The sequence below is a fragment of the Dankookia rubra genome, assembly GCF_004355005.1.
Taxonomy (GTDB): Bacteria; Pseudomonadota; Alphaproteobacteria; order Acetobacterales; family Acetobacteraceae; genus Paracraurococcus; species Paracraurococcus ruber_A.
Genome location: NZ_SMSJ01000003.1, coordinates 1 through 13,660 on the forward strand (window position 1 = coordinate 1; position 13,660 = coordinate 13,660).

14 protein-coding genes are annotated in these 13,660 nt (G+C 73.7%); 8 read left to right on the top strand and 6 right to left on the bottom strand.

Annotation, left to right across the window (positions count from 1 at the left end):
* Positions 1 to 1,409, top strand: a 1,409-nt coding sequence (locus E2C06_RS37345) for a hypothetical protein (RefSeq protein WP_206664416.1), incomplete at its 5' end; no start/stop codon positions are given.
* Between the two features lie 47 nt (positions 1,410 to 1,456).
* Here E2C06_RS37345 and E2C06_RS03145 read toward each other — a convergent pair.
* Positions 1,457 to 3,307 (bottom strand): NAD(P)/FAD-dependent oxidoreductase, encoded by a 1,851-nt coding sequence (locus E2C06_RS03145; RefSeq protein WP_241671092.1) that lies wholly within the window; start codon positions 3,305 to 3,307, stop codon positions 1,457 to 1,459.
* A gap of 73 nt (positions 3,308 to 3,380) precedes the next feature.
* On the opposite strand from E2C06_RS03145, the gene E2C06_RS03150 reads away from it, so the two are divergent.
* From E2C06_RS03150 to E2C06_RS03165, 4 genes are all read left to right on the top strand, one after another.
* On the top strand, positions 3,381 to 4,346 hold the full coding sequence (locus E2C06_RS03150; protein WP_165982186.1) for an aldo/keto reductase: 966 nt from the start codon (positions 3,381 to 3,383) through the stop codon (positions 4,344 to 4,346).
* A 173-nt stretch (positions 4,347 to 4,519) separates the two neighbouring features.
* Positions 4,520 to 5,422, top strand: coding sequence for a DMT family transporter (locus E2C06_RS03155; RefSeq protein WP_206664417.1), 903 nt, complete (start codon positions 4,520 to 4,522; stop codon positions 5,420 to 5,422).
* Positions 5,423 to 5,508: 86 nt separating this feature from the next.
* Entirely contained in the window at positions 5,509 to 5,808 is a 300-nt protein-coding gene (locus E2C06_RS03160) for a hypothetical protein (protein ID WP_133287347.1), read from the top strand.
* A gap of 175 nt (positions 5,809 to 5,983) precedes the next feature.
* Positions 5,984 to 6,946: an MBL fold metallo-hydrolase gene (locus E2C06_RS03165; protein WP_165982187.1), complete on the top strand. Its 963-nt coding sequence runs from the start codon at positions 5,984 to 5,986 to the stop codon at positions 6,944 to 6,946.
* Between the two features lie 7 nt (positions 6,947 to 6,953).
* On the opposite strand, the gene E2C06_RS03170 is transcribed toward E2C06_RS03165, so the two are convergent.
* Both E2C06_RS03170 and E2C06_RS03175 read right to left on the bottom strand, forming a co-directional pair.
* Positions 6,954 to 8,171 carry a patatin-like phospholipase family protein gene (locus E2C06_RS03170; RefSeq protein WP_133287136.1) on the bottom strand — a complete coding sequence of 406 codons (1,218 nt, stop codon included), beginning with the start codon at positions 8,169 to 8,171 and terminating at the stop codon, positions 6,954 to 6,956.
* A 66-nt stretch (positions 8,172 to 8,237) separates the two neighbouring features.
* On the bottom strand, positions 8,238 to 9,212 hold the full coding sequence (locus E2C06_RS03175) for a zinc-binding dehydrogenase (protein WP_133287137.1): 975 nt from the start codon (positions 9,210 to 9,212) through the stop codon (positions 8,238 to 8,240).
* 131 nt (positions 9,213 to 9,343) lie between these two features.
* On the opposite strand from E2C06_RS03175, the gene E2C06_RS03180 reads away from it, so the two are divergent.
* Complete coding sequence (locus E2C06_RS03180) at positions 9,344 to 10,690, top strand: hypothetical protein (RefSeq protein WP_133287138.1); 1,347 nt, start codon at positions 9,344 to 9,346, stop codon at positions 10,688 to 10,690.
* On the opposite strand, the gene E2C06_RS03185 is transcribed toward E2C06_RS03180, so the two are convergent.
* From E2C06_RS03185 to E2C06_RS03195, 3 genes are all read right to left on the bottom strand, one after another.
* Entirely contained in the window at positions 10,603 to 11,028 is a 426-nt protein-coding gene (locus E2C06_RS03185) for a GNAT family N-acetyltransferase (protein WP_165982188.1), read from the bottom strand. The genes E2C06_RS03180 and E2C06_RS03185 overlap by 88 nt on opposite strands.
* The gene (locus E2C06_RS03190) at positions 11,025 to 11,453 is read right to left on the bottom strand and encodes a GNAT family N-acetyltransferase (protein ID WP_133287140.1); all 429 of its coding nucleotides are present in this window, start codon (positions 11,451 to 11,453) and stop codon (positions 11,025 to 11,027) included. The genes E2C06_RS03185 and E2C06_RS03190 overlap by 4 nt, the downstream gene beginning before the upstream one ends.
* 73 nt (positions 11,454 to 11,526) lie before the next feature.
* Complete coding sequence (locus E2C06_RS03195) at positions 11,527 to 11,988, bottom strand: CopD family protein (RefSeq protein ID WP_133287141.1); 462 nt, start codon at positions 11,986 to 11,988, stop codon at positions 11,527 to 11,529.
* A 199-nt stretch (positions 11,989 to 12,187) separates the two neighbouring features.
* On the opposite strand from E2C06_RS03195, the gene E2C06_RS03200 reads away from it, so the two are divergent.
* Both E2C06_RS03200 and map read left to right on the top strand, forming a co-directional pair.
* Positions 12,188 to 12,808: a TetR/AcrR family transcriptional regulator gene (locus tag E2C06_RS03200; RefSeq protein ID WP_133287142.1), complete on the top strand. Its 621-nt coding sequence runs from the start codon at positions 12,188 to 12,190 to the stop codon at positions 12,806 to 12,808.
* A gap of 34 nt (positions 12,809 to 12,842) precedes the next feature.
* Positions 12,843 to 13,652, top strand: coding sequence for a type I methionyl aminopeptidase (map, locus tag E2C06_RS03205; protein ID WP_133287143.1), 810 nt, complete (start codon positions 12,843 to 12,845; stop codon positions 13,650 to 13,652).
* Positions 13,653 to 13,660 lie beyond the last annotated feature (8 nt).

Sequence of the window (13,660 nt, forward strand, 5' to 3'; positions counted from 1 at the left end):
CGGCCATCGCCGCGGCCGGTGCCGCGCAGCCGGACGCGGCTGGCGCCGGCACGGCCGATGCCCGGCCGGGCGCCGAGCCGGCGAAAGCCGTCCTCGCCGCGGTCGAGTCGCATGTCGCCGCCGCGCACGCCTCGGCCCCGGGCCTGTTGCAGGCTGCGGCGGCCCCGGCTGCGCCCGAGGCGAGCCCGGGACAGCATGCCGATGCCCCGGCACCGGCCGTGGCCGAGGCGAAGCCGATGCCTGCGGCCCCGGCCGATCACGCACCGGCGGCGGCCGCGCACGACGCCGCTCCGGTCCAGCTCGCGGAGGCGGCGAAGCCGGTGGAGACGATCGTCGCCGCGGTCGAGGCGAAGCCCACGCCTGCGGCCCCGGCGGACCACGCGCCGGCTGTGGCCGCGCACGACGCCGCTCCGGTCCAGCTCGCCGAAGCGGTGAAACCTGTGGAGACGATCGTCGCCGCGGTCGAAGCCAAGGCCATTCCTGCCGCCCCGGCGGACCATGCGCCGGCGGTGGCCGCGCACGACGCCGCTCCGGTCCAGCTCGCCGAAGCGGCGAAGCCGGTGGAGACGGTCGTCGCCGCGGTTGAGGCGAAGCCCACGCCTGCGGCCCCGGCGGACCATGCGCCGGCGGTGGCCGCGCACGACGCCGCTCCGGTCCAGCTCGCCGAAGCGGCGAAGCCGGTGGAGACGATCGTCGCTGCGATCGAGGCGAAGCCCACGCCTGCGGCCCCGGCGGACCATGCGCCGGCGGTGGCCGCGCACGACGCCGCTCCGGTCCAGCTCGCGGAGGCGGCGAAGCCGGTGGAGACGATCGTCGCCGCGGTCGAGGCGAAGCCCACGCCTGCGGCCCCGGCAGACCACGCGCCGGCTGTGGCCGCGCACGACGCCGCTCCGGTCCAGCTCGCGGAGGCGGCGAAACCGGTGGAGACGGTCGTCGCCGCGGTCGAGGCGAAGCCCTCGCCTGCGGCCCCGGCGGACCACGCGCCGGCTGTGGCCGCGCATGACGCCCCTCCGGTCCAGCTCGCGGAGGCGGCGAAGCCGGTGGAGGCGGCAGTCGCCGCGGTCGAGGCGAAGCCCACGCCTGCGGCCCCGGCGAGCCACGCAGCTGCGGCCGTGCATGACGAAGCCCCGGTGCAGCTTGCCGCGGCGGCGAAGCCGGTGGTGGCGGGCGATGCGCCCCAGCCGGCCGCCCATCCCGCGCTCGATGCCAGCCAGGCGGCGCTGTCGGTGACGCTGGCGCAGGCCGGCACGCCGCTGCATGCCGAGACGCTGGAGCAGCTCAGCCCCGCCATGGCCGCGGCGCATCCGCTGCTCGCCGAGCACCCGCTGCTGCCGGATACGGCGGCGCATGGCATCGATGCCGGCGCCGGCCTGTTGCACCCCGTGCAGCACGACCTGATGTTTGCCTGAGGCGCCCCGGGGCCGGGAGACCGGCCCCGGAAGACCACCCCCGGGGATCACCCGTAGGTGACGGGCGTCTCGGTGCCGCGGCTGAGCTCGCGCGGCACCGGCTGGCCGGTGGCGACGAGGGCCAGCGCCTCGGCGATGCGGATGCCGTCGACGCCGGCCGAGAGGATCCCCCCGGCGTAGCCCGCGCCCTCGCCGGCGGGGAAGAGGCCGGCCGTGTTCAGGCTCTGCAGGTCGAGTCCGCGGCGGATACGCAGCGGGCTGCTGGTGCGGGTCTCGACGCCGGTCATCACCGCGTCGGCGCTGGCGAAGCCGGGGACCTGGCGGTCGAAGGCCAGCAGCGCCTCGCGCATCGCCGCCACCGCGAAATCCGGCAGGCAGCGGGCCAGGTCGGTGGGCGTCACGCCGGGCTGGTAGCTCGGCACGACATCGCCGAGCGCGGTGCTCGGCCGTCCCGCGAGGAAGTCGCCGACAAGCTGCGCCGGGGCGCGGTAGTCGCCGCCGCCGGCCTCGAAGGCCCGGGCTTCCCAGTGCCGCTGGTACTCGACGCCGGCCAGTACGTCGCCGGGATAGTCCGCGGGCGAGATGCCGACGACGATGCCGGCATTGGCGTTGAACTCGGCGCGGCTGTACTGGCTCATGCCGTTGGTGACGACGCGGCCGGGCTCCGAGGTGGCGGCGACCACGCGGCCGCCCGGACACATGCAGAAGCTGTAGACGCTGCGGCCGTTGCGGCAATGGTGCACCAGCTTGTAGTCGGCCGCGCCCAGCAGCTTGTTGCCGGCATTCGGGCCGAAGCGCACGCGGTCGATCATCGACTGCGGATGCTCGATGCGGACGCCGATGCTGAAGGGCTTCTGTTCCAGAAAGACGCCGCGGTCGCGCAGCATGGCGAAGGTGTCGCGCGCGCTGTGGCCGACCGCGAGCACGACATGGTCGGCGGCCAGCGTCTCGCCATTCTCCAGCACAACGCCGCGGATGCGGCGCTGCCCGGCGTCCTCGACGACCAGGTCCACCACCCTGGTGCCGAAGCGGTACTCGCCGCCGAGCGCCTCGATCTGCGCGCGGATGCTCTCGACCATCGTCACCAGGCGGAAGGTGCCGATATGCGGCTTCGAGACGTAGAGGATCTCCTCGGGCGCGCCGGCGGCGACGAACTCGGTCAGCACCTTGCGGCCGAGATGGCGGGGGTCCTTGATGCCGGAATAGAGCTTGCCGTCGGAGAAGGTGCCGGCGCCGCCCTCGCCGAACTGCACGTTGCTCTCGGCGCTGAGCACGCCACGGCGCCAGAGCGCCCAGGTGTCCTTGGTGCGTTCGCGGACGACCGTGCCGCGCTCGAGGATGACGGGGCGGAACCCCATCTGCGCCAGAACCAGCGCCGCCATCAGCCCGCAGGGTCCGGTGCCGACGACGATGGGACGGGTCGCGCCGTCAGGCGCGCGGGAAGCCATGCCGTCAGGCGCGCGGGAAGTCATGCCGTCAGGCGCGCGGGAAGCCATGCCGTCAGGCGCGCGGGAAGCCATGCCGTCAGGCGCGCGGGAAGTCATGCCGTCAGGCGCGCGGGAAGTCATGCCGTCAGGCGCGCGGGAAGTCATGCCGTCAGGCGCGCGGGACGCGATGCCGTCCGGGGCGCGCGCGACGAAATGGTAGCTGGTATCGGGCGCCGGGCCGATCCGCGCATCGCCGGCATGGCGGGCCAGCAGCGCGGCCTCGCCCTGCACCGCCACGTCCACCGTGTAGACCAGCATGATGGCGCGCGGCTTCCGCGCGTCGTAGCCGCGGCGGAAGACCTGGACCTCCTGCAGCGCCGCCTCCTCGATCCCGAGCCGGGCCAGGACGGCGGCGCGGAGCGCGGGCTCGGGGTGGTCCAGCGGCAGGCGGAGCTCGGTGAGGCGGATCATGGAACCCGGGGCGAGGTGGACCCGCCGGACGCGGCGGGCAATGCTGCCCCCCGATAGCCGGGAGGGACGAAGGATGGAACAGCGCGTGCTGGGGCGGACGGGGCTGAATGTCTCCGTCCTGGGCTATGGCGCCGGGGCGGTCGGCGGGCTGATGGTGCGGGGGACGGCCGCGGAGCAGGAGGCCTCGCTGGCCCGCGCCTTCGAGGCCGGCATCACCTATGTGGATACCGCCGCCTTCTACGGCATGGGGGAGTCGGAGAAGAATCTCGGCCGGGCGCTGAAGGCGCTGGGGGCGAGCCCGATCCTCGGCACCAAGGTGCGGCTGCCGCCCGCCACGCGCGGCGACATCGCCGGCGGGATCGCCGCCTCGCTCGAGGCCAGCCTCAAGCGGCTCGGCCGCGACAGCGTCGACCTGTTCCAGCTGCACGACGAGATTGGCACGCCGGAGGGCATGACAGTCGAGCAGGTGCTGGGCGAGGCGGTGCCGGCGCTGCAGAAGCTGCGGGAGCAGGGCAAGTGCCGCTTCCTCGGCATCACCGCGCTGGGTACCGTGCCGGCGCTGCGGCAGGTGCTGGAGAGCGGCGCCTTCGACACCGCGCAGACCCCCTTCAACGCGCTGAACCCGAGCTGGCTGGCGCCGGCCCACACCGGCGTCGTCGCCCAGGATTTCGCCCGGCTGGGCCAGGTCGCGGCGGCGCATGGCGTCGGGCTGATCGGCATCCGCATCCTGGCCGCCGGCGCGCTCTCCGGCGAGGCGGCGCGGCACCCCGTGGCGATGCCGGAGGTCGCGCCCATTGCCTCCGCCGGCAGCTATGCCGAGGACGTGGCGGCGGCCCGCCGCCTGGCGCCGCTGGTGGCGGAGGGCGTGGCCGGCTCGCTGGCCGAGCTTGCCATCCGCTACGCCGCCTTCGCCCCGGGAATGGGCTGCGCCTTGATCGGCACGGCCTCGGTCGGGCAGCTCGAGGAGGCCATCGCGGCGGTGGGGCAGGGGCCGCTGCCGGCGGCGGCGATCGCCCGGGTCGGCGCGCTGCTGTCGTGAGCCCCGCCGCGGAGCGGCTGTCCTGCCTCCAAGCGGAGCGGCTGTCGTGCCCCGCCGCGGAGCGGCTCTCGTGCCTCCAAGCGGAGCGGCTGTCGTGACCCAACCCGGCGAATCGGTTGCCTTGACCTCCGAGGCGGAGCGGACGGCGTGAGCCCCATCGCGGGGCGGCCGGCTTGAGCATCGCCGCGGGGCGGCGCGCGGCGCTGCCGCTGGCCGGCTTCGGCTATCTCTCCGTCACCGCCACGGCCTGGGGGCTGAACTGGCCGGTGATGAAGCTGCTGATGCGGGACTGGCCGCCCTATGCCTTTCGCATCTTCGCCGCCCTCGGGGCGGTCTCGCTGCTGGTCGCGGTCGCGGCCTGGCAGCGCGACCGGCTCTGGCCGGGGCGCGGGCAATGGGGGCGGCTGGTCGTCGCCTCGGTGCTGAACGTCTCGGCCTGGAGCGTCGTCGCGCCGCTGTCGCTGTTCTGGCTGGACGCGGCGGAGGCGGCGATCATCGCCTATACCATGCCGGTCTGGGCGACGGTGCTGGCCTGGCCGGTGCTCGGGGAGCGGCCGGGCTGGCAGCGCTTCGCCGGCCTCGGGATGGGGCTGGCGGGCGTCACGCTGCTGATGGCCGGGGCGCTGTCGGGCGGCGGCGCGGCGCTGGCGGCGAAGCTGCCGGGCGTCGCGGCCATCCTCTGCACCGCGCTGATGTTCGCGGGCGGGGCGGTCTTCACCAAGCGCTGGCCGGTGACGATGCCGCCGGTGCCGCTGGTGGCCTGGCAGATCGCCATCGGCACGCTGCCGGTCTGGGTGATCGCGCTGCGGTTCGAGACGCTGGACTTCTCCCGCGTCACCTGGGTGGGCTGGGGCTGCCTGGTCTACGTGGCGGTGGTGGCGCAATGCGCCGCCTACCTCGCCTGGTTCCGGGCGCTGCGGCTGCTGCCGGCCGGCGTGGCGGCGATGGGCAGCCTGCTGGTGCCGGTGATCGGGGTGTTCAGCAGCGCCGCCCTGCTGGGGGAGCCGCTCGGGCTGCGCCACCTGGCGGCGCTGGTGCTGACGCTCGGCGGCGTGGTGCTGGCGGCGCGGGGCTGAGCCGGCACGTCCATCCGCCGCCAACGATCGCCGCGGCGCGGCGTTGGCCTGCCGCGATGCAGCAGGAGCCAGGCGCCGTGCAACCGATGAAGCCGATGACGCCGATGAAGCCCATGGAGCCGATGGATCCCGGCCCGGCCTGGTGGCCGGAGGAGCTCGGCCAGCCCGCCAGCAGCGGCGGGCAGGACGGCGTGCAGTATGCCTTCTTCCCCGATGCGCGCCGCCTGGCGATCCGCCGCGACGGGCGGGTGACAGTCTATGACAGTGGCCAGCACCGGATCAGCGGCGTGGCGCAGCGGCAGGGCGGCAGCCGGGCGGTGGTCTTCAGCGGCGCCGAGGGCGAGGTGGCGGCGGAGGACCTGCGGGAGATCGGCCCCGGCTGCTGATCGCTGCCGGACCCGGGGTTGCCGGAGGCCTTTCGGCCCTTGGCGGGGCGTGCGGAGGGGCGGCGCCTCTCGCCGCCGGGACGGAGCCCCAGCTTCCCCCCGCCCGCATTTCCGCTACGTTCCCCCACCGAACGCGCCCCGCATGAGCGCGACCCGACAGGGAGCCCCGCCGCCCATGCCCAGCCGCCGCCACCTCCTCGCCGGCGCCGCCGCGCTCGCCGCAGCGCCCGCCGCCGCGCCCCTGGCCCGCGCCGCCGCCCCGCCCATGGGCCGGCAGGTCGCCAGCCTCTACCGGGTCCGCATCGGCGAGATCGAGGTCACCGCCGTCGGCGACGGCACCATCAACCTGCCCCCCGCGGTGTTCGGCGACGCGAACCTCGCCGAAGCCCGCCGCCTGCTCGCCGAGGCCCGGCTGCCGGCCGAGGGGGCGGTGCCGTGCGCCGTCAACACCTTCCTGGTGAATGCCGGCGGGCGCCTCGCGCTGATCGACACCGGCTCGGGCGAGGCGCTCGGCCCGACCATGGGCCAGATGCCGGCCAACCTGGCGGCCATGGCCATCACCCCGGCGCTGATCGACACCATCCTGCTGACCCATCTCCACCGCGACCATGCCGGCGGCCTCTGCGACCGGGCAGGCCGCGCGCTGTTCCCGGCCGCGGAGCTGGTGATCCCGAAGGCCGAGGCGGCCTTCTGGTTCGAGGAGGCGAACATCGGCCGCGTGCCGCAGGGCTCCCGCGGCGGCTTCGCCTATGCGAGGCAGGTCGCCAGCGCCTACCAGGGCCGCATCCGGCGGCTGCCGGGCGGCGCCTCGCCGGTCGCCGGCGTCACCTCGATCGACGCCTTCGGGCATACGCCGGGGCATACGCTCTACCGCATCGCCTCGGGCGCGGACCAGCTGCTGGTCTTCGGCGACATGGTGCACATCCCCGCGCTGCAGTCGCGCCACCCGGAATGGGGCATCAGCTTCGACGTCGACCCGGCCGCGGCGGTGGCGACGCGGCGCCGCGTGCTCGACATGTGCGCGGCGGACCGGCTGCCGGTGGCCGGGATGCACATGGACTTCCCCGGCCTCGGCCAGGTGCGGCGGGAGGCCGGGGGCTATACCCTGCTGCCGGCGCCCTGGCGGCCGATCCTGTAGCGCGCCCCTATATCGGCGGGCGCCTCACCCAGGCATCGCCCGCCAGCGCCCGCTGCCGGCCGTAGTCGTAGAGCGGGCGCATATAGGCCTGGTCGAAGGGCTTGTCGTATTCCACGGTGAAGTCGCGGCCGATGAAGGCCAGGTTGTAGTCCACCCCGTCGCGCTCCGAGGCGTAGTAGATCCGCCAGACATCCTGGTAGCCCGCCGCCGTGATCATCGAGGCGACGGCCCGGCCGGCGATCCCCATCGTCCGCCGGTCGACCGAGGCCCATTCGGGGTCGAGCCGGCCGTTGCGGATCACCCAGGCCCGGGCCGGCGCCACCGGCTTGCGCTGCGCGATGCGCTCCCGCCGCAGCCGCGACACGCTGGCGGGATAGAGGAAGACCTGGGCGAAGGCGCCGCCATCCACGTGCAGCTCCTGGAAGGGCTTGCCGTCCAGCGTCACGTCGAACAGCACCGGGGAGAAGGCGCCGGGGATGGCCGAGGAGGCCAGCAGGATGCGGCGGATCGTCTCGAGCGCCTTCGGGTGGCCGCTGCCGGCGATGGCGCCGATGTTCCAGATCACCGGCATCTGCGCGTCGAGGTTCGAGGTGCCGATCAGCAGCAGCCGCCCGCCGGCATGGGCGCGCGCGAGCTCGGCCAGCATCGCCTCGTCGATGTAGCGGGAGATGGTGCGGAAGAGCGGGGTGTTGTCGGCCATGCCGTCGTTCCAGATCGCCGCGGTGATGCGGCGCTGGACGATGACGTCGGCCAGCGTGATCTCGGTATAGACGCGCCGCAGCGGCTCGTCCCAGGCGCTGCCGAGGAAGGCGAAGGGGGCGCTCAGCGCGCCGGTGCTGATGCCGGTGACGAGGAAGAATTCGGGCCGGTCGCCGCGCTCGGTCCAGCCGTTCAGCAGGCCGGCGCCGAAGGCCCCGTTCTCGCCGCCGCCGGAGATGCCGAGCAGGTCGAGATCGGGCATCGGCGCGGTTGGCGGCAGGCCGCGCGCGACCAGCCTGCGCTGCACGGCGGCGATGAATTCCCGCTGCAGCGCCGCCTGGCCGGCCGCCTCCATCGGGAAGAAGCGCTCGTTCGGCAGGCCGAGCACCGTGGCCGCGCTGGCGGACCCGCGCGGCACCGCGGGCTCGCGCACGGGCAGCGCGCAGCCGGGCAGGGACAGGGCCGCCATGCCGCCGGCCGCGAGGCCGAGCAGCGAGCGGCGGGCCGGCGGGGACGGGGCTGTCATGCGGGACCTCACATCATCGGTCCCGCCTTGTACATTACGCCACCCGCGCGGTGTACCGTGCAGGTTTCAGCATTCCAGCACGATCTTGCCGAAATGCTGGTTGGCCTTCATGTGCGCCAGCGCCGCCGGGGCCTCGGCCAGCGGGAAGGTCCGGTCGATCGGCAGCCGCAGGCTGCCGGCCTCGACCGCGCCCCAGAGGTCGGCGCGGGTGCGGCGGACGATCTCCCTGACTTCCTCGACCGAGCGGGTGCGGAAGGTGACGCCGATGTAGCGGATGCGCCGCGCCGCATGCAGGTCGAAGTCGAACTCGCCGGTGAAGCCGCCGAGCCGGCCGACATTGACGATCCGCCCGAGGATGGCGCAGCACCTCAGGTTGCCGTTGGCGACGCTGGCGGAAACCTGGTCGACGATGACCTCGACGCCCTTGCCGCCCGTCGCCGCCAGCACCCGGTCGGGCCAGGCGGCATCGCCGGTGTCGATCGCCAGGTCGCAGCCGAACTCGGCCAGCCTTTCCCGCCAGGCCGGGTTGCGGGAGGAGCCGAGCACCTGCTTCGCGCCCATGAGCCTGGCGATCTGCATCCCCATCAGCCCGACGCCGGAGGAGGCCCCCTGGATCAGGATGCTCTCGCCCCGCTGCAGCCCGCCATTGGTGACGACGGCGTCGTGCATGGTCTGCAGCGCGATCGGCAGGGTCGCCGCCTGCACCCAGCCCATGTTGGCGTCCGGCACCGGGAAGACCCGGCCCCAGTCGGCGAGGGCATATTCGGCATACCCGGCGGCGCCGCTGGCCATGACCCGCATCCCCGGCGCGATCCCCGCCGGCACCTCGGCGCCGGTCGAGACGACCTCGCCGGCGAATTCCATCCCGACGACGGTGCCGGCGCCGCCGACGGCGCCATGCGCGTGGCCCGCGGCGACGGCGAGGTCGGCGCGGTTGAGGCCGGCGGCGCGGACCCGGATCATGACCTGCTGCGGGCCCGGCTTGGGCTCCGGCACGTCCCGGACCTCGACGCCCGATGTGGTGACGATGGCTGCCTTCATCTGTGCGGTCCTATCCTTTGACGCATTCTTGGAGATGGATTTCTTGTCCCGGCCGCCGACGGACGGCCAGAGTGCCGCGGCTGCGGCGGCATGGCCCGGGACAAGGGCTGGCGCGATCGGGGAGGATGGTCATGCGACTGGTCCTCGGGGTCCATCTTGCCCTGCTCCGCCTCGGCGCTGCCCAGACCCGTGCCGCGGAGCCGCCAGTCACGCTGCCGGCCGACATCCTCGACCAGATCCTGGCGGCAGGCCAGTTCACCGACCCCGCCGTCGCGCCGCAACCGCCGGGTCGGCTGCCGGCGGCACCGGTCGCCCGCAGTGTCGCCGAGTCCCGCGCCGTCGACCCGACCCGCCGCGCCGCCGATCCGCTGACGCTTCCCGCCGCCGAGTACCAAGCGGTGGCGCGGCTCGGATTGCTGCCGCTCCTGCTCTCGACGGCGATGTGGGGCATCGGCCCGGCGGCGTGGCTGCCGGAGGATCCCGCCGCCTGCCCCGCCGGCCACGACCTGCGGTCCTGCGGCTGGGCCGGGCCGGCCAAGGGCCGCGGCAAGCACCTGCGCAGCCTGCCGGACGGCGGCATCGGCATCCCGCCTCTCGATGCCGCGGGCCTCGCGCGCGTCATCGACTGTCCCCTCGGCACCGACCACGGTCTGGCACCCGCCGAGGCGGCGGTGCTGCGGCGCCTGGCGGGCGGCCTGACGCAGCGGAACGGCCTCACCTGGGCCTCGATCCGGCAGGGACCAGACTGGCCGGCCTTCGCCGGCGCCATGCGGCAGGCGCTGGCCCGGCCGGAGGCGCAGCGCTTCATCACCGAATGCTGGCTGCGGAGCGGTTGGCTCGGGACCTGCCGCAAGGTGGTCCGCGCGGGCGGCACCGGGGCGGATGCGCTGACCCTGGCCCGCGTCACCAAGTCCTGGCCGGTCCTGGCCTTCGGCTGCGTCTTGCCGCAGGCCCTGCCCCTCGGCGATCCGGCGGCGCGCGCGGATGCGATGCTGAAGGCCTACGTGACGCGCGCCCCCGGCCCGAAGTCGTCGCAGAATCCCTGCGCCCATGGCCGTCCCTCCTACCTCGAGGGCGGGCGCTGCCGGCCCAACGTCATCCTGCGGCCGGGCGCGGTGCTGGCTGCCGCGCCGCAGGCCGGGGACACGGCGTTGGCGGCAGGCTCGGCCGGCCTCGAGGCACTGGCGGGCCGCTGGCGGGAGCGCTGCCGGCTGGCGGCAGGGCAGGGGGGAGGGTCACGTGAAGGAGGCCGACAGGCGGAAGCGCAACGGGCAACGCCTGGGCGAGTGCCATCCGCTGTTTGCGAAGCGGCTGCGGACGGTCATCGCGGCCTTGGAGGCCCGCCGCTCCCGACCTCCGCGGGCATGGCGGGCGCCGGTCGGGCAGGCCGTCAGAAGCGCTTGGCGAACCAGTACCGGGTTGCGCCGGGCGGCATGTCCTCGACCCGGCCGGTCTCGGTGAAGCCCTGCTTGCGGTAGAAATCCGGCGCCTGGAAGGACCAGGTGTTGAGATGCACCCCGAGGCATTCCTCCTCGCGCGCCAGCGCCTCGGCCGCGGCCAGCAGCCGGCCGCCGAGCCCCTGCCGGCGCAACCCCTCGGCCACCCAGAGCCAGTCGACATAGACCCAAGCCCAGGCCACCTCGCACTTGGCGCCGCCCTGCACCGTGCCGGCGGCGTCCCGCGCCAGGATCCAGCGGGCGCTGCCGCGCAGCCGGCCATAGGCCGCGCGGTTGTAGGCGCCGAGCCCGCGCCCGACCGCATGCCGGTCGGCGGCCGAGGGCCGCGCCGTGACCTCGAGCGCCAGGTGCTCCGTCACAGCGCCTTGCGGAACCAGACGCGGGAATGGCCGCGCGGCATGTGGTCCAGCCGGCCGAATTCCACGTAGCCGTTGCGCTCCCAGAAGCCCGGGGCCTGGAAGCTGAAGGTGTCGGTATAGGCGTCGGTGCAGCCGCGCCTGCGGGCGATCTCCTCGGCCCGCGTCAGCAGCTCCGAGCCGAGCCCCTGGCCGCGGGAATCGCGCGCCAGCCAGAGCCAGTCGATGAAGAGCCAGTTCCAGTAGGTCAGCCCGAGCAGCCCGCCGCGCACGCTGCCCTCGGCATCGCGGGCGAGGACCGTCACCGGCTCCCGGTCATAGGGCCCGCCCATTTCCTGGTTGAAGGCGTGCAGCCCGCGCTGGATGGCGGCGACCGCATCCATCTCGGGGTAGTCGTCCTCGCTGATCTCGATGCCGGCGACGGTCATGGCGGTCGATCATTCCTGGCCCGGTGGCAGGCCGCGAACGCAGCCTGCACCGGGGATGTTGCGTGAGGGTATGTCAGCCGGGGAAGCGGCCCCAGGCGGCGACGGCAACCGTCAGCAGGCCGAGCACGAGGTTGGCCGTGACCAGCTGCCGCACCCGGTCCATGGCGGCGGCGGCGCCGGGCTGGTCGCCCCGCGCCATGGCGGCGCGGAATTCCTTCCACGGCCCGGTGACGATGCCGACGAAGACCGCTGCCATAATGATCGCCGCCAGGTGCATGGCATGGATGTGCCAGCCCGAGCCGGCGAAGCCGCCATACCAGCCGAACAGCAACACATAGCCGGTCAGCAGCAGGATCGGCATGGCGTGCCAGACGATCAGGAAGAAGCGCTTCAGCGCGCCCTGGTGCACCAGCAGCCGCTGCGGCGGCTCGATCGCCGCCAGGGCCGGGCGCAGCGCCAGCAGGGCGAAGCCCATGCCGCCGACCCAGAGCACCGCACCCAGCAGGTGCAGCGTGTAGAGAAGCTTGCCCAGCATGCCTGTCCCTTAGAGGCGGCTTCCGCAACCATTCATGGTTGAGGTGGCCTGAAGGCGCCGCTCATGCGGCGCCGAGCGGCAGTCTCTTTCAGAACGACACGAGTGGCGCAAGCCTGCGGCCGAACCGAACGGCCTTCGGCGGGACAAGAGTCCCGGATCCAAGTAGACGGACCATTCTAAAACGTCTATTCTAATTGGCATGGTCAGGACGGCGCGTTTCTCCGAGGAGGATTTCATCGAGGCGACGATGGCTCTCGTCGCTGAGGGAGGCCCCGCCGCCGCCACCATGCAGGCCATTGCGCGGCGGGTCGGAGCGCCCACGGGTTCGATCTACCATCGTTTCGATTCCCGCTCGGCCGTTCTCGGCGCGGCCTGGAACAGGGCCTATGCCTCGTTCATCAAGGCGCTCGCGCCGCTCCTGCGCAAGGGCCGCCCGCGCGAGGCGGCCTTGGCCATCCTGCCCTGGTCCAGGGAGAACGAGCGCCGCGCCCGCTTCCTGCTCCTGAACGAGCCGGTCACCCTGTTCGAAGACACGCCGCCTCCGGCGCCGCTTCGGGAGGAACTCGAGCGGCTGGAGGAGGAGTTCGACGGCGCCTTCCGAGCCTGCGTCAGCGGCTGCGGCGATGGAGTTGTCCGCGACGAGGACCTGGCCCGGGCCAAATTCCTGATCTTCGACGCGCCGATCGCCATTCTTCGCCCCCACCTCATGCGGGGCGGCGCTCTGCCGCCCTTTGCAGAGCGGATGATCGCCGAGCTCCATGCCGGTATGCCCCTTGCCGCCACGCGCAACCGGGCCGCGCGGCCTGCGGTCGTCGCGTGAACCCGCCGCTCCCTCCCATTCCCTTGGTGCGCTGATGGACGACCGTGCCGTTCGCCGAAGCATAAAGCTGCACGCTCCGGAGGATTTCGCCGGGATGCGGGCCGCGGGTCGGCTTGCTGCGGCCGCGCTGGACATGATCGCCGCGCGTGTCGAGGCGGGCGTCACGACGGCCGAGCTCGATCGCATGTGCCATGAGTTCGTGCGGGATCACGGGGCTAGGCCCGCCTCGCTGGGCTACCGAGGCTACGCCCATGCGACCTGCATCTCGCCCAACCACGTCGTCTGCCACGGCATACCCGGCGAGCGGAGGCTGGCGGAGGGCGACATCCTCAACATCGACCTGGCGGTGATCCTCGACGGCTGGCACGGCGACAACAGCCGCATGTTTGGGGTCGGCAAGGTCAGCACCCGCGCCATGCGCCTGATGGACGTGACATACGCCGCCATGATGCGGGGCATCGAGGCGATCCGCCCCGGCGCGACGGTCGGGGACATCGGTCACGCCATGCAGCGGCACGTGGAGGCGGAGCGCTTCAGCGTCGTCCGCGAGTTCTGCGGCCATGGCTTGGGGCGCGTCTACCACGATGCCCCGAACATCCTGAACTACGGCCGCCCGGGCGAGGGACCGGCGCTGCAGCCCGGGATGTTCCTCACGGTCGAGCCGATGGTGAATGCGGGACGGCCGGAGGTGAAGGTCCTGAGCGACGGGTGGACGGCCGTGACGCGGGACCGGAGCCTTTCCGCGCAGTTCGAGCACAGCGTCGGGGTGACCGAGACGGGCTTCGAGATCTTCACCCTCTCGCCGGCGATGCTGACCAGGCCGCCCTGTTCGGGCAGCGTTTAGGCGCCGCC

What these genes read in the sequence shown, in the direction of transcription:
- E2C06_RS03145 (WP_241671092.1), bottom strand. Translation starts at nt 3,307, where the DNA reads ATGATCCGCCTCACCGAGCTCCGCCTGCCGCTGGACCACCCCGAGCCC.
- E2C06_RS03190 (WP_133287140.1), bottom strand. Translation starts at nt 11,453, where the DNA reads ATGACCGTCGCCGGCATCGAGATCAGCGAGGACGACTACCCCGAGATG.
- E2C06_RS03170 (WP_133287136.1), bottom strand. Translation starts at nt 8,171, where the DNA reads ATGACAGCCCCGTCCCCGCCGGCCCGCCGCTCGCTGCTCGGCCTCGCG.
- E2C06_RS03200 (WP_133287142.1), top strand. Translation starts at nt 12,188, where the DNA reads ATGGTCAGGACGGCGCGTTTCTCCGAGGAGGATTTCATCGAGGCGACG.
- E2C06_RS03165 (WP_165982187.1), top strand. Translation starts at nt 5,984, where the DNA reads ATGCCCAGCCGCCGCCACCTCCTCGCCGGCGCCGCCGCGCTCGCCGCA.
- E2C06_RS03160 (WP_133287347.1), top strand. Translation starts at nt 5,509, where the DNA reads ATGAAGCCGATGACGCCGATGAAGCCCATGGAGCCGATGGATCCCGGC.
- map (WP_133287143.1), top strand. Translation starts at nt 12,843, where the DNA reads ATGGACGACCGTGCCGTTCGCCGAAGCATAAAGCTGCACGCTCCGGAG.
- E2C06_RS03175 (WP_133287137.1), bottom strand. Translation starts at nt 9,212, where the DNA reads ATGAAGGCAGCCATCGTCACCACATCGGGCGTCGAGGTCCGGGACGTG.
- E2C06_RS03195 (WP_133287141.1), bottom strand. Translation starts at nt 11,988, where the DNA reads ATGCTGGGCAAGCTTCTCTACACGCTGCACCTGCTGGGTGCGGTGCTC.
- E2C06_RS03180 (WP_133287138.1), top strand. Translation starts at nt 9,344, where the DNA reads ATGCGACTGGTCCTCGGGGTCCATCTTGCCCTGCTCCGCCTCGGCGCT.
- E2C06_RS03150 (WP_165982186.1), top strand. Translation starts at nt 3,381, where the DNA reads ATGGAACAGCGCGTGCTGGGGCGGACGGGGCTGAATGTCTCCGTCCTG.